The organism is Saccharothrix sp. (genome assembly GCF_031180885.1).
GTDB lineage: Bacteria > Actinomycetota > Actinomycetes > Mycobacteriales > Pseudonocardiaceae > Actinosynnema.
The window spans coordinates 77703-98804 of sequence record NZ_JAPSLK010000029.1; the positions used below are offsets into that span (position 1 = coordinate 77703).

Here is a 21102-nt window from a genome sequence, read left to right on the forward strand (position 1 = left end):
CGGCGTGACCGTGGTGCAGGACAAGGCCTTCGGCGGCACAGACCCCGGCGGCGCGGCGGCCTCTCCCCCGCCGCGCCGCCGGACCAGGCGGCGGGCGACCGCGCTGCCGTCCGGCGACAAGCTGGTCCTCGCGTTGATGCTCGGCGTGCCGTCGCTGGTGCACGTGCTGTTCGTGTGGGTGCCGTCGCTCGGGTCGGTGGCGCTGTCGTTCAGCTCGTGGGACGGGATCGGCGGGTTCGAGGACATCGAGTGGGTCGGGTTCCAGAACTACGTCGACATCTTCACCCGCTACCCGCGCTTCTGGCCCGCGTTGCAGCACAACCTGATCTGGCTGGCGTTCCTGCTGGTGGTGCCGACCGTCGCCGGGTTGCTGCTGGCCGTGCTGCTGGACCGGCAACTGCGGTTCGGACGGCTCTACCAGAGCGCGTTGTACCTGCCGATGGTGTTGTCGCTGGCGCTGGTCGGGTTCATCTGGCAGCTGATCTACCAGCCCGAGCAGGGCCTGCTGAACAACCTGCTGGGCACCGCCGAGACGAACCCGACGAACTGGCTGGGCGACCCGGACATCAACCTGTACGCGGTGCTGGTGGCGGCGGCCTGGCGGCACACCGGGTACATCATGCTGCTGTACCTGGCCGGGCTGAAGTCGGTGGACCCGGCGCTGAAGGAGGCCGCCGCGCTGGACGGCGCGAACGCGTTCCAGACCTTCACCCGCGTCACGTTCCCGGTGCTGAAGCCGGTGAACATCGTGGTGCTGGTGGTGACGGTGATCGAGGCGCTGCGGGCGTTCGACATCGTCTACGTGGTCAACAAGGGCCGCAACGGCCTGGAGCTGCTGTCCGTGCTGGTGACGGACAACATCATCGGCGAGTCCAGCCGGATCGGGTGGGGCTCCGCGCTCGCGGTGATCCTGCTGCTGATCTCGCTCGGGTTCATCATCACCTACCTGTTCCAGGTGTTCCGGAAGGAGGAGCGGGCGTGAAGATCCGACCGGGCCGCGTGGTGCTGCACGTCTTCCTGGCGACGACGTGCCTGGTGACGCTCGCGCCGCTGCTGTGGGCGCTGTACGCGTCGCTGCGCACGTACGACGACACCAACCGCAACGGGTACTTCTCGTGGGCGGAGAACCTGACCCTGGAGAACTTCGGCAACGCCTGGACCCAGGCCGACCTGCCGCACTACTACCTCAACACGCTGCTGATCACCGTGCCCGCGCTGGTGCTCGTGCTGCTGCTCAGCTCGATGGTGGCCTACGGCGTCTCCCGATTCAGCTTCAAGTTCAACATCGCGCTGCTGATGCTGTTCACGGCCGGGAACCTGTTGCCGCAGCAGGTGGTCGTGACGCCGCTGTACCGGCTGTACCTGTTGATCGAACTGCCCGACTGGATGTCGGAATCGGGGCTGCTGCTGGACTCCCAGCTCGGGCTTGTGTTGATCCACGTGGCGTTCCAGTCCGGGTTCTGCGTGTTCGTGCTGAGCAACTACATGAAGACGATCCCGCACGAACTGGGCGAGGCGGCCCGGGTGGACGGGGCCGGGGTGTTCCGGCAGTACTGGCAGGTCATCCTGCCGCTGTGCCGGCCCGCGCTGGCCGCCCTGGCGACGCTGGAGTTCACCTGGATCTACAACGACTTCCTGTGGGCGCTGGTGCTGATCCAGACCGGGGACAAGATGCCGATCACCTCGGCGTTGCAGAACCTGAAGGGCACGTTCTTCACCGACAACAACCTGATGGCGGCGGGGTCGCTGCTGGTGGCGCTGCCCACGCTGGTGGTGTTCTTCGTGCTGCAACGGCAGTTCGTCGGCGGCCTGACGCTCGGATCGACGAAGGGGTAGGGCATGAGGATCGTCGCCGAGATCCCGGTCGAGCCCCGCTGTGCGCGGGTGCACGAGCAGGGCTGGCAGTCGTGGTCGCCGTCGACCGGGTACCACCTGGCGCAGGCGCCGCACCGCTGGGTCGCGCCGGAGCACCGCATCGGCAACTACCGGGCCGAGTCGTTCCCCGCCGGGTTCTGGGGCGAGGGGCTGCTCGCGGTGGAACCGGGTGACGGTGCTCCGGTGACCGTGGTGGCCGCCGCGTCGCCCACCGAGGCGGTGCCGTCCATCAAGGCCACCTATGTGGACCAGCGGGTTGTGGTCTACGCGGACGGGCCGGTGGAGGTGCGGACGTCGTCCGGGCCGGTGGACCTGGCGTTCGCGCGGTGGGCCGACGACGTGGTGGCGCGGCTGGGGCTGCCCGCGCCCCGGCCCGCGCCGACGATCTGGTGCTCGTGGTACCAGTACTTCACCGGGGTCACCGAGTCCGATGTGGACCGGAACCTGGCGCTGCTGGGCGAGTTGGACCTGCCGGTGGACGTGGTGCAGGTCGACGACGGGTACCAGGCGGAGATCGGTGACTGGCTGGTGCCGTCGGGGCGGTTCGCGAGCGTGCCCGGGGTGTTCGAGCGGATCACCGGGGCGGGCCGGCGAGCCGGGATCTGGACCGCGCCGTTCCTGGTGGGTCGGCGGTCGCGGGTGTTCGCCGAGCACCCGGAGTGGCTGGTGCGGGCGGGCGACGGCACGTTCGTGTCGGCGGGGCGGAACTGGAACCAGCAGCTCTACGCACTGGACACCACGCATCCCGGGGCCGTCGAGTACCTGCGGGAGGTGTTCACGGCGTTCCGGTCGTGGGGCATCTCGTTCCACAAGATCGATTTCGTGTACGCGGCGGCCCTGCCGGGGCGGCGGTACGAGGACGTGACGCCGGTTGCGGCCTACCGGCGGGGTGTGGAGCTGATCCGGTCGGTGATCGGGGACGCCTACCTGCTGGGGTGCGGCGCGCCGCAGTTGCCGTCGATCGGGTTGGTGGACGCGATGCGGGTCAGCCCGGACATCGCGCCCGAGTACGAGCCGGGGAACGGGGACGTCGCCCAGCCGTCGCAGCGCGGGGCGGTGCTCAACGGGGTGTCGCGGGCGTTCCAGCACGGGCGGTTCTGGGTCAACGACCCGGACTGCCTGATCGCGCGGCCCGGTGTGGAGCGGCGGGAGGAGTGGGCGGCGCACGTGTCGGCGTTCGGCGGGCTGCGCGGGTCGTCGGACGGGTTGGACCAGCTCGACGAGTGGGGGTTGGAGACCACTCGGCGGGTGTTGAGCGAGGCCGTGCCGGCGCGGTTGGTGGAGAGCTAGGGGCGGCCGGGCAGTCGGAGGGTGAACAGCGCGCCGCCCTCGGGGGCGCGGCCCGCGTAGGCCGCGCCGCCGTGGCGTTCCGCGGCCTGCTTCACGATGGCCAGGCCCAGGCCCGAACCGGGCAGGGTGCGGGCCTCGGAGGAGCGGTAGAAGCGCTCGAAGACGTGGGGCAGGTCGGCGTCGGCGATGCCCGGACCGGAGTCGGCCACCTCCAGGGCCACGCTGCCGTCGCCCACCTGGCGCAGCTCCAAGCGCACGACCCCGCCGGACGGGCTGAACTTCACGGCGTTGTCCAGCAGGTTGAGCACCGCCCGTTCGAGGGCGCTGGAGTCGCCCAGGAGGGTCCACGGCTGGAGACGCACGTCGAAGGTGACGTCCGCGGGGGCGCGGCGGCGGGCCCGGTCGAGGGCGCGTTCGACGACCTCCACCAAATCCACCGGCTCGTGGACGACCTGCGGGGCGTCCTCGCGGGCCAGTTCCACCAGGTCGCCGATGAGGGTGGTCAGCTCGTCGAGCTGGGCGCGCACGTCGGCGTGGATCTCGGACTTGTCCTCGTCGGAGAGGGTCGGGGCGTCCGGGCGTTCGGAGGCCAGCAGGAGTTCCAGGTTGGTGCGCATGGACGTCAGCGGGGTGCGCAGTTCGTGGCCTGCGTCGGCCACGAGTCTGCGCTGGCGCTCCTGCGAGTCCGCCACCGCGCCAAGCATCGCGTTGAACCGCTGGGTCAGGCGGGCCAGCTCGTCGTCGCCGGTCACCGGGATGGGGCGCAGGTCGCCGGTCATCGCGACCCGTTCGGTGGCCTCGGTCAGGCGCTGCACGGGGCGCAGGCCGGTGCGGGCCACGGCGGTGCCGGCCGCCGCCGCGACCAGGACGCCGATGCCGCTGATCACGAACAGGACGACGGACAGCTTGCCGAGGGTCTGGTTGAGCGGGGCCATCGACTGGGCGATCACCATCGCCCGGCCGTCCTCGTAGGGCACCGAGATGACCCGGAAGCCGGTCCGGTGGTCGTCCCACATGTTCTCCAGCGCGAGGCCCTTGGCGACGTCGAGGTCACCGGAGCTGGACGGGGGCGCGATGGTGCCGGTCGGGTAGAGCATCTGGCCGCGCACGTCGAGCAGGCCGATCCGCACGTCGCCGGCGGCGAGGAACGCGCCGGGCACCTCCGTGAGGTCGGCGTTCACCCGGGGCGCGGTGACGGCGGCGCGGGCGCGTTGGCGCAGGTTCTCGTTGAGCTGGTCGTCCAGGTTGCTGCTGACGGTCATGTACGCGCCGAGGGACACCACGGCGACCACGCCCGCCACGCAGAACGCCGCCAGCAGGGTCACCCGGGCCCGCAGGGACACCCGCTGGAACCGCCCGTTGGCGGTACCGATCACGGAGGGGTCTCCCGGAGCACGTAGCCGACGCCGCGCACGGTGTGCAGCAGGCGGGGTTCGCCGTCCGCCTCGGTCTTGCGGCGCAGGTAGCCGACGTAGACCTCCAAGGCGTTGCCGGAGGTGGGGAAGTCGTAGCCCCAGACGTCCTCCAGGATGCGGCCCCGGGTCAGCACCTGCTTGGGGTGCGCCAGAAACAGCTCCAGCAGCGCGAACTCGGTCCGGGTCAGGCTGATCGACCGGTCGCCGCGGCGCACGTCCCGGGTGTTGGGGTCCAGTTCGAGGTCGGCGAACTTCAGCACGGTGCCCGCGGGTTCGGCGGCGTCGGCGGCGGCCCGGCGCAGCAGCGCCCGCAGCCGGGCCAGCAGCTCCTCCAGCGCGAAGGGCTTGGGCAGGTAGTCGTCGGCGCCCGCGTCCAGGCCGGACACCCGGTCGGACACGGCGTCGCGCGCGGTGAGGACGAGGATCGGCAGGTCGTCACCGGTGCTGCGCAGCCGGCGGCACACCTCCAGCCCGTCCAGCCTGGGCATCATGACGTCCAGGACCATCGCATCGGGACGCTGCGCGACGACCGCTTCCAGGGCCTGCTGACCGTCGCCGGCCAGGTCCACCTGGTAGCCGTTGAACTGCAGTGAGCGGCGGAGCGACTCACGCACGGCCCGGTCGTCGTCGACAACGAGGATGCGCATGGGATCAGTCTTGCCTCTCGTCCTGAGAGCGGCCTGAGAAGGGCATGTGAGCTAACCGTCAAGTCGCGTCGGTCGTCCGGGGGTGGTTCTGCGATGATCAGCGTTTTCCGATCATCGCAGAACCACCCCCCGGACGACCGACTTCCAGGCGACTTGACCGCCGCGCCGGAGGCGCGGCCATCAAACACCGTCAAGTTTTGGTGCGGTGGGGGCATTCCAACCGCGCCAGAGAGCCAGTATGCGCAACCCCATGATGACCACCGATCCGGTGATGGCCACGGGTTCGGCCGGTAGGCCCGCGTAGTCACCCAGGGCGACGATCATGGCCCCCGCCAGCGCGGCGACGGCGTAGATCTCGCGTCTGAGGACCAGGGGGATTTCGCGCAGGAGCACGTCGCGCAGGGCGCCGCCGCCGATGCCGGTGGTCATGCCGACCAGGCAGGCGGCGTAGGGAGGAGCGCCCAGGTTGAGGGCGGTGTTCGTGCCGGCGGTGACGAACAGGCCGAGGCCGACGGCGTCGAGCACCAACACGGACCGGCGCAGTTTGGCCACCGTCGGGTGAAAGAGGAACACGACGAGTCCCGTGCCGCCCGCGACCGCCAGGTACGGCCAGGTGACCAGGGCCGTGGGCGGGGTGACGTCCAGCAGCACGTCCCGGATGGTCCCGCCGCCCAGCGCGGTGGTCAGGGCGAGCACGATGACCCCGAAGACGTCCAACCGGGACCGCACCGCGGCCAGCGCGCCCGAGGCGGCGAACGCGGCGATCCCGATCAGCTCCAGCGCGGTCAGCACCGGTGGAGGCTAGGCGACACCGCCGCGTCCGGTCACATCGGACACTCAGAAGAAGTCGGCCAGCCGCGGCACGCCCGGTGCGCCGACCAGCCGGTCGAGCAGTGCCGCGTCGCCGTTGCCGTCCAGCAGGCCCGCCCGGCGCAGGGCGTTGGTGTCCTGCATGCCGCTGAACCACGGTCCCAGCGCGCGGGAGTGCAGCCGCACCGCGCCGGTCCCACCCGGCTCGACCCGGACCACGCCGCCCTCCACCACCAGCCGCTGCCGGCCCGCGTGCCAGGGCGCGTGGTCGTCGACGACCTCCAGGTCCACGGCCGCGTCCTTCAGCGCCGCCGCGGCGGGCCAACCCCGGGCCGCGACGGCGGCGGGCAGGTCGACGACCCGGAGCAGCCAGGCGGAGGTGGTGACGGTGTAGCGGATGGCCTGGTTGGTCAGCAGGCCGGTCACCGCCGGGTCGGTCACCCGCAGCGACACCTGGTCCAGCAGGCCCGCCCAGCTCCGCAGCGCGCGCAGCAACCCGAGCTGGGTGTCGAGGTCCCGCCCGACCAGGTCGAACACGCGCAGGCCCTCGCGGTTGCGCTCGGCGGTCAGGAAGCCGCGGACCTCGCCGTCGTGGCCGGGCACGACCGTGACCACGTCGAGCTTGAGCACGTCGGCCACGTCCACGCCCGGCTTCGAGCGGTCCACCAGGCCGTTCACCGTGGACGCCAGGTCGACGTAGCAGGCGTGCAGCGCGTCGAGGTCCGCCTCGGTCGCCGGGCGCGTCGCGGCGGCGGGGCCGGTGGGCAGGCGGTCGAGAGGGAAGTCGAGCCACTCGAACACCCCGGCCCGCTCCCAGCCGCGCGACCGGTACAGCGCGGGCACCGTGGCGTAGAGGACGGACAGCGGTTGGCCGTGCTCACGCAGGTCAGCCAACACATGGTCGAGCAGTCCGCTGGCCACGCCCCGACCGCGCACGGACGGGTCCACGGCGACGCCGCCGATGCCGCCCATGGGCACCGGCGCGCCGCCGTAGAACTGGTGGAACTCGGAGATCGTGAGCACCGCCGCCGGACGGCCGTCCAGCTCGGCCAGCAGCCCGCGCCGGCCGGGGCGGACCGGGTCGTCGTCGGACGCGGCGCCGAAGGCCACCTTGCGCAGTCGGCGGACTTCGTCGGCGTCGTCCCCGGTGAGGTCTCGGATCAGCACACCGTCCTGCTTACCAGGAGAAGAAGCCCTGCCCGCTCTTGCGCCCCAACTCGCCCCGGGCGACCTTCTCCCGCAGCAGCGCCGGCGGCTCGAACCGCGGCCCCAGCTCGGCGGCCAGGTGCTCGGCGATGGCCAGCCGGACGTCCAGCCCGACCAGGTCGGTGAGCTTGAGCGGGCCCATCGGCCAGCCGTAGCCCAGGCGCATCCCGGTGTCGATGTCCTCCGCGCTGGCCACGCCCTCCTCCAGCATCCGGATGGCCTCCATGCCGACCGCGACGCCGAGCCGTGAGGTGGCGAAGCCGGGGGTGTCCCGGACCTCGATGACCGTCTTGCCCAGTTCCTCCGCCCACGCGCGGGCGTTGGCCACGGTCGAGGGCGCGACGGCGTCGTGGACGACGAGTTCCACGAGCTGCTGGACGGGCACCGGGTTGAAGAAGTGCATGCCGATCACGCGCTCGGCGGGCAGCCCCTGCGCCAGCGCGGTGATCGAGAGGGACGAGGTGTTCGAGGCCAGGACCGCGTCGGGGCAAGCGTTTGCGGCCGTGGTCAGGACGCGCCGCTTGAGGTCGAGGTCCTCCGGCACCGCCTCGACCACCAGCTCCGCCGGGACCGCGGCCAGTTGCTCGACGACGGTCAGGTTCTTCAGCAGGTCGTCGGGCGCGCTCGCGAGCTTGCCCCGGTCGGCCGCCTTGGCCAGCGACGCCGCCACCGCCGACCGCGCGGTCACCACCCGGTCCGCCGACGACTCGGCCAGCACCACCTCGTGCCCGCCCGCGAGCAGCACGTGCGCGATGCCCGCGCCCATCGTGCCGCCACCGATCACCACCGCGATCATGCTTCGACGACCTCCGCCGCGAACATGGCCACCAGCTCCATCCCGCCGATCTCGGTCAGGTTCGCCCCGGCGGCCTGCCACTCCGGCGACTTGAACGCGGCCTTCATGTCCGCTTCGGAGGCGAAGTGCATCTCGGCCACCAGGTGCGGCTCGTGCTCGCCGAGGAAGCCGGGCACGAACACCCGCCCCACCTTCGCGACCTCCGCCTTGAGCAGGCCGGGCGTGTTGCGCACCAGCGGCAGGTGGGCGGCGAAGTAGGCCTCGTCGAAGGCCTCGGGGTCCTCGGGTTTCCGGTACAGCGCGATGTACTTGATCATGTGACACCTTCCGTCCGGTTTCGCCGCCGGACTGTAACACCGGCACCATGGCGGGGTGCGGATCATCCTGCTGCGGCACGGACAAAGCCTGGGCAACGTCGACGAACTGGCGTACTGCCGCATACCCGACCACGCCCTCCCCCTCACCCCGCGAGGCGAGCGGGAAGCGGCCGAGACCGGTCCCAGGATCAAGGAACTCCTGGACGGCGCGCCAGTGGCCGTCTACGTCAGCCCGTACGTCCGCACCCGCGCCACGCTGCGCGGCCTGGCCCTCGGCGACCAGGCGGAGCGCGTCACCGCCGAGCCCCGCCTGCGCGAACAGGACTGGGGCAACCTCCAGGACCCGGTCCAGCAGGAGGTCCTGAAGCACCAGCGGCACGCCTTCGGCCACTTCTTCTTCCGGCTGCCCAACGGCGAGTCCGGCGCGGACGTGGACGACCGCCTGGCCGCGTTCCTGGTGGACCTGGAGACCCGGATGGCCCGCCCGGACCACCCGGACACCGCCCTGATCGTCTCGCACGGCCTGACCATCCGCCTGCTGTGCCGCCGCCTGTTCGGGTGGAGCGTGGAACTCTTCGAGTCCCTGTCCAACCTGGAGACCTGCGAGCACCGGGTGCTCACCCACGACGGCACGGCCTGGCGGCTGGACCGGCCGTTCGCCCAGTGGCGGGACTCCCCGGACGGCGAGACCCAGATGTGAGTCAGAGGAGTCCGCGCCGGTAGGCGGCCACCAGCCGGCGCGGCACCAGCAACTCCCGTCCGTCGAGGGTCTTCACCGGGACCAGGTCCGGTGTTGCGGCTTTCCACTGGGAGCGCCGGTGCCGGGTGTTGCTCCTCGACGTCTTCCGCTTCGGCACGGCCATCAGCGCGACCTCTTCCCGTAGCGGCGGTTGAACTTCTCCACGCGCCCGGCCGTGTCCACGACCCGCTGCGACCCCGTCCAGAACGGGTGCGAGTCGGAGGTCACGTCGACCACGATCAACGGGTACGTGTTGCCGTCCTCCCACTCCACGGTCCGCGACGACGTCGCCGTGGACCGGGTGAGGAACGCCTTGCCCGTGCCCGAGTCCTGGAACACCACGGGGTGGTAGTCCGGGTGGATGCCCTTCTTCACAACTCCTCCATCTCGTGATCGGCGAACGGGTCCACGAAGTCCAGTTCGTCCGCCAACGCCCACTCCTCGTCGGTCACCAGCGCCTCGCGCAGCGCCGACGTGATCTCGAACTCGGACGCCTTCCAGGTGATGGCGACGATCTCCTGGAGGCCGTCGGTCCGCCGCCCGATCTCCCCCATGTGCAGGCCGCCGCCCGCCGACTCCAGCCACAGCAACGCGTCCGGCTGGCTCACCAGCCACAACCGGCCCCGGCTGCGCACGACCCCGTCCAGCAGGACGTCCAGCGCCATGTGCAGCCGCATCGGGTGGAAGGGGCGCGACGCCACGAAGTGCACGACACCGACGTCACCGGCCGGTTCCAGCGGGGCGCCGCGCAGCAGCGAGCCGGTGACCTGGTCGAACCGGGGCACCCTCCGCAGCCTCATGAGCGCATCGGGCAGTTCCTCGAGGGACACCCGCGGCACGCCGGGCGAGAGGCGGTCCAGCACCGCGTTCAGCGTGAAGTCCGGCTCGCCGACCACGACCAGCACGTCGGCGAACTCGGTCCGGCCCACCACGACCTGGGCCAACGTCCGCTCGTCGCCCGGCACGTCGGACACCAGTTCCTCGTCGCCGGTCGCCTCGGCCAGCCAGGTGGAGGTGTCCACCGCGGTCACCACGGCGGCCACCCGCACCGGCCGGTCGTGCAGTGCGAGGCACACCGCCTCGGGTTCCAGCGCCGGGTCGAGGTCGACGATCACGTGCCCGCCCAAGGCGTCGAGCAGCGGCAGGAGGTCGTGGCGCAGGGTGCACGACACGCAGCCGTGCTCCAGTTCCAGCACCTCCAGCGTGCCGTCGACCCACCGCCGCACGACACCCGAGGACAGGCCCGCCAGGTCGTACCGGACCAGCACGGCACCCGGCGAGGCGCACCACAGGGACGTGGCCACGCCGTGCCCGCCGGCCACCAGAACGACAACCGTTTCCATTTGGGCTACAGTAGGTGAAAACGGTTGTCGTTTCAAAGGAGTGCTGCGTGTCTCACCGCCACTGCCAGTTGACCGGGCGCAAACCCGGCTACGGCAAGCAGGTCTCCCACTCGCACCGGCGCACGAACCGCCGCTGGCTGCCCAACACCCAGCGCCGCCGGTACTGGCTGCCCAGCGAGAACCGGTTCGTCGTGCTGACCCTGTCCGTGAAGGGGATGAAGACCGTCGACCGGCGCGGTATCGAGTCCGTCGTGGCCGAGCTGCGCGCGCGGGGGGAGAAGGTCTGATGGCCAAGAGCACCGACGTCCGGCCGATCATCAAGCTCCGCTCCACCGCCGGCACCGGCTACACCTACGTGACCCGCAAGAACCGCCGCAACGACCCGGACCGGCTGGTGCTGCGCAAGTTCGACCCGGTGGTGCGCCGGCACGTCGACTTCAAGGAGGAGCGCTGATGGCGAAGAAGTCGAAGATCGCCCGCGACCGGCAGCGCCGCGAGGTCGTCGCCCGGTACGCCGAGCGGCGGGCGCAGCTCAAGGAGGTCGTGCGCACCGACCCTGCGCGGCGCGCCGAGGCGCAGCTCGCGCTCCAGCGCCTGCCCCGCGACGCCAGCCCGACCCGGCTGCGCAACCGCGACGCCGTGGACGGCCGGCCGCGCGCCTACTTCCGGGCGTTCGGGCTGTCCCGCCTCCGGTTGCGGGAGATGGCGCACAAAGGTGAGCTACCGGGTGTCACCAAGTCGAGCTGGTAGGGGAGGACGTACGTGCCCAGGACCGAACGCACGCCCAAGAAGCGGGTCAACCTCCTGCGCAAGGAGGGCGTGACCACCGTCGACTGGAAGGACGTCGCGCTGCTGCGCAAGTTCATCTCCGACCGCGGCAAGATCCGCTCGCGCCGCGTGACCGGGTTGACGCCGCAGCAGCAGCGCCAGGTCGCGACGGCGATCAAGAACGCGCGGGAGATGGCACTGCTGCCCTACCCCTCGCAAGGCCGCTGAGCGAGGCGGTGCCGGCCGCCGCCAGCACCGCCAGCGCGGGCCAGTCGGGGGCGAAGTGCCCTTCGGCGCCCACCACGAAGCTCCCGTAAAGGCCCCAGCACTGCAGCGCGGTCAGTGCCGCGCCCAGCGGGGTGGTCACGAGTGAGACGGCCACCACCACGGCGACCAGCGCGGCGAGTGCGGGTAGGGGCCAGTTGCCCGCGACCACCGTCGCCACGACACCACCGGCGAAACCCAGGGCGGACCCGGGGGCGCTTCCGATCCTCGGCATGACGTGCCATTCAACGCCCGATTGAGACGCACGCCACCGCACGACGGCGGAGTTCACCTGATCGCGCGGGCAGGTTCCGCCGACCGAGTGGGGGTCGGGGTCGGTGGATCGGCGCGCTGGCGGGGCCGGCGGAGCAGCGGGGCCGGTGAGGTTGCCGGGCCGGTGAGAGCGGGGTCAGCGGCTGGCGGGCGGCGGCCGTGGCGAGGCTGGCAGCGGCGGGCATTTTGTGGTGGCTGCGGCCTCCGGCCCCGACACCATTTTCCCACGCAGGTACGACAGTCGGCGGAGCAGCGGCTCGGCTTTCGGGGTCCACGTGAGACGCACGCCACCGGCACCAAGGCCGGGTTCGCCTGATCGCGTGAGGCACGATCCTCCGAATGAGCTTCTACGACGTACTGCACCGCCGCCGGGACACCAGGGGCGAGTTCACCGGCGCCCCCATCCCGGACGACGTGCTGCGCCGGGTGCTCACGGCGGCCCACGCGGCGCCGAGCGTGGGCCTGTCGCAGCCGTGGGACTTCATCGTCGTCCGCGACCGGGACACCCGGCGGGCGTTCCGCGACCACGTCCAGGCCGAGCGCAGCGTCTTCGCCACCGAGCTGGAGGGCGAGCGCGCCGAGACGTTCGCGCGGATCAAGGTCGAGGGGATCATGGAGTCCACCCTCGGCGTCGTCGTCACCTACGACCCCGAGCGCGGGTCGCCCGCCGTGCTGGGTCGGCACGCCATCGCGGACGCGGGCCTCTACTCCGTGTGCCTGGCCATCCAGAACCTGTGGCTCGCCGCGACCGCCGAGGGCCTGGGCGTGGGCTGGGTGAGCTTCTACCGCGAGGACGAGCTGCGCCGCCTGCTGGACATCCCGCCGACCGTCCGCCCGGTCGCGTGGCTGTGCGTCGGCCCGGTCGCGTGCCTGCCCGACACACCCGACCTGGAGCGCCACGGCTGGCGGAACCGGCTGCCGCTGGACGACGTCCTGCACCAGGAGCGGTACACACGGCGTCCGTCCCGGTAGCCTGTCTAAGCCGTACCGCTGGTGGGCGGTCCCGCGTACCCGCCCACCGAGCCGGAATGGAGTGTCGACACGGGTGGAGCAGCGAGATCCGCTGGTAGCGGTGCCACAGCTGGACCTTGAGGTCAAGGCGTTGCTGAACGCTGGCCGCCTGCCGGAGGCCAACACGCTGTTCGACCAGGTCGTGAGCCGGATCCCGCCCGGCGCCGACCGGTGGACGCGCTCCGCGGTGCTGGTCAACCGGGCCAAGCTGGCGTGGCGGCTGGGCCGCATCCCGCTGGCCCTCGAACTGGCCGCCGAGGGCTGGACCGACCTCGACGGCGAGAACGCCGACAACCCCGCCGCCGCGCAGGCCATGCACGCCCTGGCCTACCTGCTGGAGGGCATCGGCAACCGGCGCGCGGCGGTGGACATGCTGCGGCTGTCCGTGCAGGTGGCGCGGCGCGCGGACGTCCCCGAGGTGCTCGGGCACTGCCTCCAGGGGCTGGGCGGCACGCTGAACTTCCGCGCCATCTCGTCCCCGCCCGACCGCGCCCCGGCGATCTTCGCCGAGGCCCGCGAGTACCTGCGCGAAGGTCTGGAGCTGACCACCGACGAGCAGATGCGCCGCGCCCTGCTCGGCGCCTACAGCCGGTCGCTGGCCGGGGTGGGCGAGCTTTTCGAGGCGGAGCAGGCGGCCCGCGAGACCCTGCGGCAGGCCACCGAGGCCGGTGACAAGTGGTCCCAGGCCGTCGGCAACTGGGTGCTCGCCGTGGTGCGCCGCGACCAGGACGAACTGGTCGAGGCCCGCACCCTGGGCAGCCGCGCGGTCGCGGCGGCCGAGGCCATCAACGACGCGTCCCTGCTGCTGAGGTTCTCCCTCGACCTGGCCGACATCTGCGCTCAGATGAACGACCACGTGGGCGAGGCCGCCGCGCTGCGCTGCTCGGTGGCGGCGAGCAAGACCGCGACCGAGACGTTGCAGGAGGGCCTGGCCCAGGCCTTGGAGCAGCGCCGGGTGGCCGTGCAGGCCCAGCGCTTGGCCGTGGCCGCCCAGGAAGCCGCCGCGCGGGACCCGCTCACGGGCCTCGCCAACCGCCTGGGCCTGGAACGCGCTGCCGCCGGACTGCTCGAATCCACCGCCGCCCGGGGCCGGGTGCCCTGGCTCGTGCTGGTCGACGTGGACTGGTTCAAGGGCGTGAACGACGACGCCGGGCACGCCGCCGGCGACGCCGCCCTGCGCGAGATCGCCCAACTGCTCCGGCGCGAGTGCCGGGCCGACGACCTGGTCGCCCGGTGGGCCGGCGACGAGTTCGTGGTGTTGCTGGGTGACACCGACAGCAACGCCCGCGATGTCGGGCCGGTGGTCGCCGAACGCATCCGCGCGGCCGTCGACTGCCACGACTGGACGATGGTCCTGGGCACCACCCGCCGCCCCACGGTCAGCATCGGCGTCGCCGCCGGACCGGCCAAGCTGGACCAGCTCTTCGCCGCCGCCGACATGGCGCTCTACCGGGCCAAGCGCCACGGCCGCAACCGGGTCGAGGTCGAACCCAGCGTGGCCGAGATCCTCGGCGGCGCCTGACCGCGGCACGACGGCACGACGGCACTGCGGCATGGCAGCAAAAAGCCGGTATTTCCCCACGGCCCCACACCGCGGGGAAATACCGGCTCTTCGAGAGCGCTAGGCGATCAGCCCGCCCCGGAAAGCGACCAGGGCGGCCTGGACGCGGTTCACCGCGCCGATCTTGCCCAGGACCGAGGACACGTAACCCTTCACCGTCGCCTCGGACAGGTGCAGCGTGCCGCCGATCTCCGCGTTCGACATGCCCTGTCCGATGAGGACGAGCACCTCCCGCTCCCGCTCGGACAGCGACGCCAGCAGCCGGCGCGCGGGCTCGGCGGCCCGTTCGCCGTCGGCCACCGCGGCCAGGACCCGCGCGGCCACGCCCGGGTCCAGGACGGCGCCACCCGAGGCGAGGTCGCGGACGGCCCGGACCAGCTGCTCGGGTTCGGTGTCCTTGAGCAGGAAGCCCGACGCGCCCAGCCGCAGCGCCTCGGACACGTACTCGTCCACGTCGAACGTGGTCAGCATGGCGATCCGCGGCGCGTCCGGGATCGAGCGCAACCGCCGCAGGGCGGTCAGGCCGTCCGAGGACCGCATCCGGATGTCGAGCAGCACGACGTGCGGGCGGTGCTGGCGGGCCAGGTCGGCCACCAGGTGCCCGTCGTCGCACTCAGCCACGACCTCGATATCGCCTGCGCTGTTGAGGATCATGCGAAGGCCGGACCGGACGAGGTCTTCGTCATCGGCCAGCATCACCTTGATCACGACGCCTCCCCGCGTTGGCGTTTCGTGTTCGTACCCGCTCAGCCTCGCGCACGAACACGCAAGCTGACGTTAATTCACCGTTATCTCACCACGGATGAGCCCCGGAACAGCCTGTTCACAGTTGCCAGGAAATACCGGAGATCAGCCCAGAACGCGCGCAACTTCCTGGCGCAGACGCGGCAACAGGGCGTAGAGCTTGTCGCCCGGGCAGAGCGTGTCGTGGTGGTCGCGGTGGCCGAAGATCTCAGTGGGCGGGATGGCGTACTGCTCACATGCGTACACGCAGAACGAGACCAGTGAGTCCCACAGCAGGACCGGCGGCTCGACGGACATGTAGTTGCCCTCGTTCTCGATGCCGATGGCCGCGCTGTTCTGGCCGGGGCAGTGCGCGCCGACGACGACCCGGTCGCCGGACCGCAGCGCGGCGAGGCTGCCGTGCCGGCCCTCCATGAGGAACCCGCCGCGGCTGTTGGTGAAGTGCTGCCCGGAGTCGATCCAGCCGTTGGTGTCCATGTGGAGGTTCTGGATCCACCGGGCGTGGGCGTAGGCGTGCTCCTGGCTGACGTCGGACGTGTTCTCGGTGGCGGTGTGGTGGATCAGGATGCGGACGGGGCGCTGCATGAGCACGGTGGGCCGGCCGGACGGCGGCCGGGCCGACCATTCGGCGCAACTCCGGATGGGCAGGACGGGTGAGGCGTGCGCCGGGGTCGCGCTCAGGAAGCCGGCGCCGACGACGCCGGCGAGCAGGGTTCGTCGCCGCATCACGTGGAACGTTTTCCCACTGCCCGGCCTTCCTGGCAACGACCGACACCCGTTCGATGGAGTGACGACCAAACGCGAAGCTCTTTCGCGAATCTTTACTTGTGAGTAACGTGCGTCACACGAACCCTGCCTGGAAGGAGCTCCGGTCATGCGGAGAGCCGCCCGTTCCCTGGCCGTGGTCGCACTCCTCGCCACGGCCGTCACCGTTCCCGCCGCCGAGGCCACGCCTCGCACGACGGCGTTCGCCCCGGACGACTACTGCCTGGGCCAGTGCCACGACGTCTTACCGCCCGGCCAGAACGGCAACGCCACCCTCGCCGAGATCCTGGCCCACCGGACAGTGGGCACCCGTCCCGGGCACTCCGCCGACCAGCTCGGCAAGTACGACGCCCTGGTCTCCGGCTACTCGGGCCTGACCAACGACCAGCTGGCGACCTTCTTCAACGACGCCTCGTTCGGTGTGCCCGCCGACCAGGTGGAGAGCACGATCAAGCCGCGCGCGGACGTCACGATCATCCGCGACAAGCGCATCGGGATGCCGCACATCTACGGCACCACCCGGTCCGGCACCGAGTTCGGCGCCGGTTACGCCGCCGCGCAGGACCGGCTGTGGCTGATGGACCTGTTCCGCCACCTGGGGCGCGGGCAGCTGACCGGGTTCGCCGGCGGCGCGGAGGGCAACCGGGCGCTGGAGCAGAGCTTCTTCAACCAGATCCCGTACACCGAGGCCGACCTGCAGCGGCAGATCGACCAGGTCGCGGCGCAGGGGCCGCGCGGGCAGCAGGCGTTGCAGGACGTGCGGGACTACGTGGCGGGCATCAACGCCTACATCACGGCGGCGGTCAACGGCCGGTACTTCCCCGGCGAGTACGTGCTGACCGGGCACGCCGACGCCGTCACCAACTGGAACGACATCCAGCCGTTCAAGCCGACCGACCTGGTCGCGATCGCGGCCGTGGTGGGCGGCCTGTTCGGCGCGGGCGGCGGTGGCGAGGTGCAGAACGCGCTGGTCAAACTGGCCGCGCAGAACCGCTACGGGGCGGAGGTGGGCGACCGGGTGTGGCGGTCGTTCCGCGAGCAGAACGACCCGGAGGCGGTGCTGACCCTGCACGACGGACAGCGGTTCCCTTACGCCACAACGCCTGCCGCGCCGCAGGGCGTGGCGCTGCCGGACGGCGGGGTCGTGACGCCGGAGCGGATGGTGTACGACCAGACCGTTTCCGCGCAGTCCACTGTGGACGTTCCGGCTGAATTGCGGGCGGTGCAGGGGATTTTCGCCGATGGCGTGCTGCCCAAGGACTTGCTGGCGAAGAAGCACGGCATGTCCAACGCGTTGGCGGTGTCCGGCGCGCACACCGACACCGGCAACCCGATCGCCGTGTGGGGACCGCAGACCGGGTACTTCGCGCCGCAGTTGCTGATGCTGCAAGAACTGCACGGTCCGGGTCTGCGGGCGCGGGGCGTGTCGTTCGCGGGCGTGAGCATGTACGTGCAGCTCGGGCGCGGCATCGACTACTCGTGGAGCGCGACTTCGGCAGGGCAGGACATCACCGACACCTACGCCGTCGAGCTGTGCGAACCCGACGGGCGGCCCGCGTCGGCGGCGTCGCTGCACTACCGGTTCCGGGCGGAGTGCCTGCCCATGGAGCGGATCGAGCGCAAGAACGCGTGGCAGCCCACGGTCGCCGACCCGACCCCGGCGGGCTCGTACACGCTGGTCATGTACCGCACCAAGTACGGGCTCGTGCAGAGCCGCGCGCAGGTCGGCGGGAAGCACGTGGCCTACACGTCGTTGCGCTCGACGTACCTGCACGAGGTGGACTCGATCATCGGGTTCCAGGAGTTCAACGACCCGGACGCGGTGCGGTCGGCGCAGGACTTCCAGCGCGCCGCCGAGCACATCGGGTACGCGTTCAACTGGTTCTACGTCGACGCGAAGGACACCGCGTACTTCAACTCCGGCGCGAACCCCGTGCGCAAGGCCCACGTCGACCCGCACCTGCCCGTGCACGCGGTGCGGGCCAACGAGTGGGAGGGCTGGGACCCGGACCGCAACACGGCCGCGTACACGCCGTTCGCGCAGCACCCGAACTCGGTCAACCAGGACTACTACATCTCGTGGAACAACAAGCAGGCGCTGGACTACTCGGCTTCGGGCTACGGCAACGGGTCCGTGCACCGCGGTGACCTGCTGGACGACCGGGTGAAGGCGCTGCTGGCCGGTGGCCGCAAGGTGACGCGGACGTCGTTGACCCAGGCGATGGCCGAGGCGGGCGTGGCGGACCTGCGGGCCGAGCAGGTGCTGCCGGACGTCCTGCGGGTGCTCGACACCGCCGCGATCACCGATCCGGCGCTCGCGTCGGCCGTGACGAAACTCCGTGAGTGGCAGCGGTCCGGGTCGCTGCGCAAGGAGACTTCGCGCGGCAGCAAGACCTACGCGCACGCCGAGGCGATCCGCCTTTTGGACGCGTGGTGGCCGTTGTTGGTGAAGGCGGAGTTCCAGCCGGGGCTCGGCGACGCGCTGTACGCGCGGCTGACCGGGGCCTTCTCGGTGGACGAACCGCCGTCGGACAAGCACGGGTCCGCGCCGCACAAGGGTTCGGCGTTCCAGTACGGCTGGTGGAGCTACGTGGACAAGGACCTGCGGGCGGTGCTGGGTGACAACGTGGCCGGTCCGTTGGGGGCGAAGTACTGCGGTGGCGGGGTCCTGGCGGCCTGCCGGCAGGTGCTGCTGGACTCGTTGGCGCAGGCGGTGGCGATGCCCGCGTCGGCCGTGTACCCGGCTGACGGCGACTGCGCGGCGGGTGACCAGTGGTGCGCCGACACCATCATCCACCGTGCCATGGGCGGCATCACGCACGACAAGATCCACTGGCAGAACCGGCCCACGTACCAGCAGGTCGTGCAGTTCCCGGCGCGGCGGGGCGCGGCGGTGACCAACCTGGCGGCGGGTTCCTCGGCCACCGCGAGCAGCTACGAGCGCGGCTGGTACTACTCGCCGCCTGCGCATGCGGTCGACGGCAAGCCGGACACCAGGTGGGCCAGCGACTGGAGCGACAACCAGTGGCTGCGGGTCGACCTGGGCGCGTCGCGGACCGTCGGGCGGGTGGTGTTGTCGTGGGAAGCGGCCTTCGCCCGTTCGTATCGAATCGAGGTATCACCCGATGGCACCAACTGGCGCGAGGTATTCACGACAAGTGCGGGAAACGGTGGACAGGACGTGGTGTCGTTCACCCCAACCGCCGCACGATTCGTACGAATGACCGGTATCCAACGCGCCACGGGTTACGGATACTCACTGTACGAACTTGAGGTCTACGGCACGTAGACCGGTCCGCAGGAAGACCCCGGTCCACCCCCAGGGACCGGGGTCTTCCGCCTTTCACTCGGCGGTGAACAGGTAGTTGCGCAGGTCAGGCCGGATGCGCTTGACCCGCTGCCAGGCGCCGCGCTGCCACACGTGCATGCGGTAGCCCCGTTCCGAGAGCCAGTCGGCGACGTCCTCCGCGCGGTATCCGAACCGGCGCACGTGCCGTTCTTCGATCTCCAGGAGAAGTTTTGGTCGAAACTTCTCGATGGTCTCGTTTCCGCCTTGCAGCACGCGCAGTTCGGCGCCTTCCACGTCGGCCTTGACGAAATCCAGCCGCCCAATGCCGTTCGCCGCGACGAACCGGTCGAGGGTGTCCGTGCGGACGACGACTTCAAGGTGCTCGGTGAACTCGTTGTTGGACCCGAGCCCGTCCGCGCCGGCGGTGAGGAACGACCGACCGGTGACCGGGAGGCCGTGGCGCACCGGCACGCTCATCACGTCCTTGCCCTCGCTGGTGCCCAGCGCCACCGAGTGCCGCACGATGTTGCGGCCCTCGCGCGGGCGCAGGAGGTAGGACAGCGCGGGGTGCGCGAAGACCAGCGGCTCGACGCTGTGGACTGTCCCTTGTGGACCGACGAGGCGGGACAGCGACACCGTGTACAGCCCCAGCGCGGCGCCGATGTCGACGCAGGTGTCTCCGGGTTTGACGACGTCGCGCAGGCCGATCAGCTCGGGCTCGACGAACGGCGTGACGCGGGCGAGCACGCGCAACACGCCCGCCACCGCCGCGCCGCGCGCCTCGGTCAGGTTGTGGTTCACGGAACCACAGTAGAGAAGTCAGGGCAGCGGTTTGGCCCCGTTGTGATTCTGGCCTTGAGGAAGCCCTTGGTGCTGCGGCAACCCAACCTGCTCCGCGAACTCCTCCGCCACCGTGGTACCGCCGTAGATCCCCAGCGCCTTCGCCAGGTGCTGCTTCAACTCCGTGCGATGGCCGTCGGACAGCCGCGGCAGGGCAGTTTCGAAGCTGGTGACAAGGGTGTCCGCCCAGTGCTGGTCACGTCTCTGGGCAGCGATCCGGACAAGCTCGTTGAGGTGCTGCGACAGCGCGACCGCTTGCTCGACCTGGTACCCGTTGCGGTGCAGCCACCAGATCGTGGCGGTCGACAGATCGGTGAGGACTTCGTCACGCAGATACCGAATCTCCGCCCGCTCGGCATCCCTCTCCGCTTGCCGAACGGTCGTCGACCGCAGCAGCTCGATGTGCTTGCGCGCCGACTCGAGGTCAGCGTCGTCAACTGTCAGTTCAACCCCTTCGGCCCGCGCCCACACATGTGTCCCCTCAACCTGCCGCTCCGCCGCGAGCTCGTCCCCGAGCTGGAACTGCAACGGCGCGTGGTGCACCAACATGGCCCGCTCGGTGATCTGCTTGGCCCGCTTGACCACGTCGTTGATCGCGGCACTGCGCGGCGAGTTGTGCCGTGCGCCGGTGGTCAGGTCGAGCCGCCAGTGCACCGTGAACTTCGCCTTGAAGTCGAGCCCGTAGACGGCGCTGGGCAGTGGCGTCTCAAAGACATGCTGATGCGACGACGACGGCGGAACGAACGTGAAGTCCTCTCCCCGCCGCTCCTGCCTGCGCCGCCACCAGGCCCCCAGGGACCCCAGAGGTCCGGGCCGAAAGTCCGGCCAAGGTCTACCGCTCATGAGAGGTTCTTTCGCCGAGCCACCACAGACGCCCCTTGACTACCTGACGAACCCCGCCGGGAGAAGGTGACCCACCCCACTTCCCCCCAACAGTCCACCACAACCCTCCGCCCCCGTCACCCGCGGTGCATACTTCCCCCCGGGCGATGTCCACCCGGGTGACGCCCCACCTACGACACGGGGCGGGGGCACCCGGTACGCTGCCCCGTGCGCCCTCGTAGCTCAGGGGATAGAGCATCGGTTTCCTAAACCGTGTGTCGCAGGTTCGAATCCTGCCGGGGGCACTCACCTTTCGCCGGGTGAATC

Annotated in this window: 25 protein-coding genes and 1 tRNA gene; 12 read left to right on the forward strand and 14 right to left on the reverse strand. The window is 70.9% G+C overall.

Annotation, left to right across the window (positions count from 1 at the left end):
* The first annotated feature begins 4 nt into the window (after nucleotides 1-4).
* The 3 genes from RIN75_RS27510 to RIN75_RS27520 are packed head-to-tail and all read left to right on the forward strand — an operon-like array spanning nucleotide 5 to nucleotide 3165.
* Nucleotides 5-982 carry a sugar ABC transporter permease gene (locus RIN75_RS27510; protein ID WP_309114927.1) on the forward strand — a complete coding sequence of 326 codons (978 nt, stop codon included), beginning with the start codon at nucleotides 5-7 and terminating at the stop codon, nucleotides 980-982.
* Entirely contained in the window at nucleotides 979-1836 is an 858-nt protein-coding gene (locus RIN75_RS27515) for a carbohydrate ABC transporter permease (RefSeq protein ID WP_309114928.1), read from the forward strand. Before RIN75_RS27510 ends, RIN75_RS27515 begins: the two co-directional genes overlap by 4 nt.
* A 3-nt stretch (nucleotides 1837-1839) precedes the next feature.
* Complete coding sequence (locus tag RIN75_RS27520; RefSeq protein ID WP_309114929.1) at nucleotides 1840-3165, forward strand: alpha-galactosidase; 1326 nt, start codon at nucleotides 1840-1842, stop codon at nucleotides 3163-3165.
* Here RIN75_RS27520 and RIN75_RS27525 read toward each other — a convergent pair.
* The 6 genes from RIN75_RS27525 to RIN75_RS27550 all read right to left on the reverse strand — a co-directional run bounded on the left by RIN75_RS27525 (nucleotide 3162) and on the right by RIN75_RS27550 (nucleotide 8356).
* Nucleotides 3162-4541 carry a HAMP domain-containing sensor histidine kinase gene (locus RIN75_RS27525; protein ID WP_309114930.1) on the reverse strand — a complete coding sequence of 460 codons (1380 nt, stop codon included), beginning with the start codon at nucleotides 4539-4541 and terminating at the stop codon, nucleotides 3162-3164. The genes RIN75_RS27520 and RIN75_RS27525 overlap by 4 nt on opposite strands.
* Complete coding sequence (locus RIN75_RS27530) at nucleotides 4538-5227, reverse strand: response regulator transcription factor (RefSeq protein WP_309114931.1); 690 nt, start codon at nucleotides 5225-5227, stop codon at nucleotides 4538-4540. The genes RIN75_RS27525 and RIN75_RS27530 overlap by 4 nt, the downstream gene beginning before the upstream one ends.
* Before the next feature lie 180 nt (nucleotides 5228-5407).
* Nucleotides 5408-6019: a trimeric intracellular cation channel family protein gene (locus tag RIN75_RS27535; protein WP_309114932.1), complete on the reverse strand. Its 612-nt coding sequence runs from the start codon at nucleotides 6017-6019 to the stop codon at nucleotides 5408-5410.
* Between the two features lie 45 nt (nucleotides 6020-6064).
* The gene (gene eis, locus RIN75_RS27540) at nucleotides 6065-7204 is read right to left on the reverse strand and encodes a GNAT family N-acetyltransferase (protein ID WP_309114933.1); all 1140 of its coding nucleotides are present in this window, start codon (nucleotides 7202-7204) and stop codon (nucleotides 6065-6067) included.
* A 10-nt stretch (nucleotides 7205-7214) separates the two neighbouring features.
* On the reverse strand, nucleotides 7215-8039 hold the full coding sequence (locus RIN75_RS27545; protein WP_309114934.1) for a 3-hydroxyacyl-CoA dehydrogenase family protein: 825 nt from the start codon (nucleotides 8037-8039) through the stop codon (nucleotides 7215-7217).
* Nucleotides 8036-8356 (reverse strand): EthD family reductase, encoded by a 321-nt coding sequence (locus RIN75_RS27550; protein WP_309114935.1) that lies wholly within the window; start codon nucleotides 8354-8356, stop codon nucleotides 8036-8038. Before RIN75_RS27550 ends, RIN75_RS27545 begins: the two co-directional genes overlap by 4 nt.
* Before the next feature lie 55 nt (nucleotides 8357-8411).
* Here RIN75_RS27550 and RIN75_RS27555 point away from each other — a divergent pair, with 55 nt between their 5' ends.
* The gene (locus tag RIN75_RS27555) at nucleotides 8412-9056 is read left to right on the forward strand and encodes a histidine phosphatase family protein (RefSeq protein ID WP_309114936.1); all 645 of its coding nucleotides are present in this window, start codon (nucleotides 8412-8414) and stop codon (nucleotides 9054-9056) included.
* A gap of 1 nt (nucleotide 9057) precedes the next feature.
* On the opposite strand, the gene rpmF is transcribed toward RIN75_RS27555, so the two are convergent.
* Genes rpmF through RIN75_RS27570 form a run of 3 tightly spaced genes read right to left on the reverse strand, consistent with a single transcriptional unit; the run spans nucleotide 9058 to nucleotide 10438 of the window.
* Nucleotides 9058-9219, reverse strand: coding sequence for a 50S ribosomal protein L32 (rpmF, locus tag RIN75_RS27560; protein ID WP_309114937.1), 162 nt, complete (start codon nucleotides 9217-9219; stop codon nucleotides 9058-9060).
* On the reverse strand, nucleotides 9219-9470 hold the full coding sequence (locus RIN75_RS27565; protein ID WP_309114938.1) for a type B 50S ribosomal protein L31: 252 nt from the start codon (nucleotides 9468-9470) through the stop codon (nucleotides 9219-9221). Before RIN75_RS27565 ends, rpmF begins: the two co-directional genes overlap by 1 nt.
* Nucleotides 9467-10438, reverse strand: coding sequence for a GTP-binding protein (locus RIN75_RS27570; RefSeq protein ID WP_309114939.1), 972 nt, complete (start codon nucleotides 10436-10438; stop codon nucleotides 9467-9469). The genes RIN75_RS27565 and RIN75_RS27570 overlap by 4 nt, the downstream gene beginning before the upstream one ends.
* 47 nt (nucleotides 10439-10485) lie before the next feature.
* On the opposite strand from RIN75_RS27570, the gene rpmB reads away from it, so the two are divergent.
* The 4 genes from rpmB to rpsR are packed head-to-tail and all read left to right on the forward strand — an operon-like array spanning nucleotide 10486 to nucleotide 11434.
* Nucleotides 10486-10725, forward strand: a complete 240-nt coding sequence (gene rpmB, locus RIN75_RS27575) for a 50S ribosomal protein L28 (protein ID WP_309114940.1) — start codon at nucleotides 10486-10488, stop codon at nucleotides 10723-10725.
* Complete coding sequence (gene rpmG / locus RIN75_RS27580; RefSeq protein WP_033439124.1) at nucleotides 10725-10892, forward strand: 50S ribosomal protein L33; 168 nt, start codon at nucleotides 10725-10727, stop codon at nucleotides 10890-10892. The genes rpmB and rpmG overlap by 1 nt, the downstream gene beginning before the upstream one ends.
* Entirely contained in the window at nucleotides 10892-11188 is a 297-nt protein-coding gene (rpsN, locus tag RIN75_RS27585; protein WP_309114941.1) for a 30S ribosomal protein S14, read from the forward strand. The genes rpmG and rpsN overlap by 1 nt, the downstream gene beginning before the upstream one ends.
* A 12-nt stretch (nucleotides 11189-11200) precedes the next feature.
* Nucleotides 11201-11434, forward strand: a complete 234-nt coding sequence (gene rpsR, locus RIN75_RS27590; RefSeq protein WP_309114942.1) for a 30S ribosomal protein S18 — start codon at nucleotides 11201-11203, stop codon at nucleotides 11432-11434.
* On the opposite strand, the gene RIN75_RS27595 is transcribed toward rpsR, so the two are convergent.
* Nucleotides 11382-11705, reverse strand: coding sequence for a hypothetical protein (locus RIN75_RS27595; RefSeq protein WP_309114943.1), 324 nt, complete (start codon nucleotides 11703-11705; stop codon nucleotides 11382-11384). The two genes, rpsR and RIN75_RS27595, sit on opposite strands and share 53 nt — an antisense overlap.
* Before the next feature lie 377 nt (nucleotides 11706-12082).
* Between RIN75_RS27595 and bluB the strand changes: the two genes are divergently transcribed.
* The gene (gene bluB, locus RIN75_RS27600) at nucleotides 12083-12715 is read left to right on the forward strand and encodes a 5,6-dimethylbenzimidazole synthase (protein ID WP_309114944.1); all 633 of its coding nucleotides are present in this window, start codon (nucleotides 12083-12085) and stop codon (nucleotides 12713-12715) included.
* A 100-nt stretch (nucleotides 12716-12815) separates the two neighbouring features.
* A complete protein-coding gene (locus RIN75_RS27605) occupies nucleotides 12816-14276 on the forward strand; it encodes a GGDEF domain-containing protein (protein ID WP_309114945.1) in 1461 nt (486 codons plus the stop codon).
* A gap of 99 nt (nucleotides 14277-14375) precedes the next feature.
* Here the strand turns inward: RIN75_RS27605 and RIN75_RS27610 are convergent, their stop codons facing one another.
* The gene (locus RIN75_RS27610) at nucleotides 14376-15023 is read right to left on the reverse strand and encodes a response regulator transcription factor (RefSeq protein WP_309114946.1); all 648 of its coding nucleotides are present in this window, start codon (nucleotides 15021-15023) and stop codon (nucleotides 14376-14378) included.
* A 141-nt stretch (nucleotides 15024-15164) separates the two neighbouring features.
* On the reverse strand, nucleotides 15165-15785 hold the full coding sequence (locus tag RIN75_RS27615) for a peptidoglycan recognition family protein (protein WP_309114947.1): 621 nt from the start codon (nucleotides 15783-15785) through the stop codon (nucleotides 15165-15167).
* Between the two features lie 148 nt (nucleotides 15786-15933).
* On the opposite strand from RIN75_RS27615, the gene RIN75_RS27620 reads away from it, so the two are divergent.
* The gene (locus tag RIN75_RS27620; RefSeq protein WP_309114948.1) at nucleotides 15934-19113 is read left to right on the forward strand and encodes a penicillin acylase family protein; all 3180 of its coding nucleotides are present in this window, start codon (nucleotides 15934-15936) and stop codon (nucleotides 19111-19113) included.
* Between the two features lie 54 nt (nucleotides 19114-19167).
* Here the strand turns inward: RIN75_RS27620 and RIN75_RS27625 are convergent, their stop codons facing one another.
* Both RIN75_RS27625 and RIN75_RS27630 read right to left on the reverse strand, forming a co-directional pair.
* A complete protein-coding gene (locus tag RIN75_RS27625) occupies nucleotides 19168-19914 on the reverse strand; it encodes an FkbM family methyltransferase (RefSeq protein ID WP_309114949.1) in 747 nt (248 codons plus the stop codon).
* 18 nt (nucleotides 19915-19932) lie between these two features.
* A complete protein-coding gene (locus tag RIN75_RS27630; protein WP_309114950.1) occupies nucleotides 19933-20796 on the reverse strand; it encodes a hypothetical protein in 864 nt (287 codons plus the stop codon).
* Between the two features lie 211 nt (nucleotides 20797-21007).
* Between RIN75_RS27630 and RIN75_RS27635 the strand changes: the two genes are divergently transcribed.
* Nucleotides 21008-21080, forward strand: a tRNA-Arg gene (locus RIN75_RS27635).
* The last annotated feature ends 22 nt before the right edge of the window (nucleotides 21081-21102 follow it).

Coding starts and splice junctions, on each gene's coding strand:
- RIN75_RS27595 (WP_309114943.1), bottom strand. CDS start 11,705: ATGCCGAGGATCGGAAGCGCCCCCGGGTCCGCCCTGGGTTTCGCCGGT.
- rpmF (WP_309114937.1), bottom strand. CDS start 9,219: ATGGCCGTGCCGAAGCGGAAGACGTCGAGGAGCAACACCCGGCACCGG.
- RIN75_RS27570 (WP_309114939.1), bottom strand. CDS start 10,438: ATGGAAACGGTTGTCGTTCTGGTGGCCGGCGGGCACGGCGTGGCCACG.
- rpsN (WP_309114941.1), top strand. CDS start 10,892: ATGGCGAAGAAGTCGAAGATCGCCCGCGACCGGCAGCGCCGCGAGGTC.
- RIN75_RS27620 (WP_309114948.1), top strand. CDS start 15,934: ATGCGGAGAGCCGCCCGTTCCCTGGCCGTGGTCGCACTCCTCGCCACG.
- bluB (WP_309114944.1), top strand. CDS start 12,083: ATGAGCTTCTACGACGTACTGCACCGCCGCCGGGACACCAGGGGCGAG.
- RIN75_RS27615 (WP_309114947.1), bottom strand. CDS start 15,785: ATGCGGCGACGAACCCTGCTCGCCGGCGTCGTCGGCGCCGGCTTCCTG.
- RIN75_RS27530 (WP_309114931.1), bottom strand. CDS start 5,227: ATGCGCATCCTCGTTGTCGACGACGACCGGGCCGTGCGTGAGTCGCTC.
- RIN75_RS27550 (WP_309114935.1), bottom strand. CDS start 8,356: ATGATCAAGTACATCGCGCTGTACCGGAAACCCGAGGACCCCGAGGCC.
- RIN75_RS27545 (WP_309114934.1), bottom strand. CDS start 8,039: ATGATCGCGGTGGTGATCGGTGGCGGCACGATGGGCGCGGGCATCGCG.
- RIN75_RS27630 (WP_309114950.1), bottom strand. CDS start 20,796: ATGAGCGGTAGACCTTGGCCGGACTTTCGGCCCGGACCTCTGGGGTCC.
- RIN75_RS27520 (WP_309114929.1), top strand. CDS start 1,840: ATGAGGATCGTCGCCGAGATCCCGGTCGAGCCCCGCTGTGCGCGGGTG.
- rpmG (WP_033439124.1), top strand. CDS start 10,725: ATGGCCAAGAGCACCGACGTCCGGCCGATCATCAAGCTCCGCTCCACC.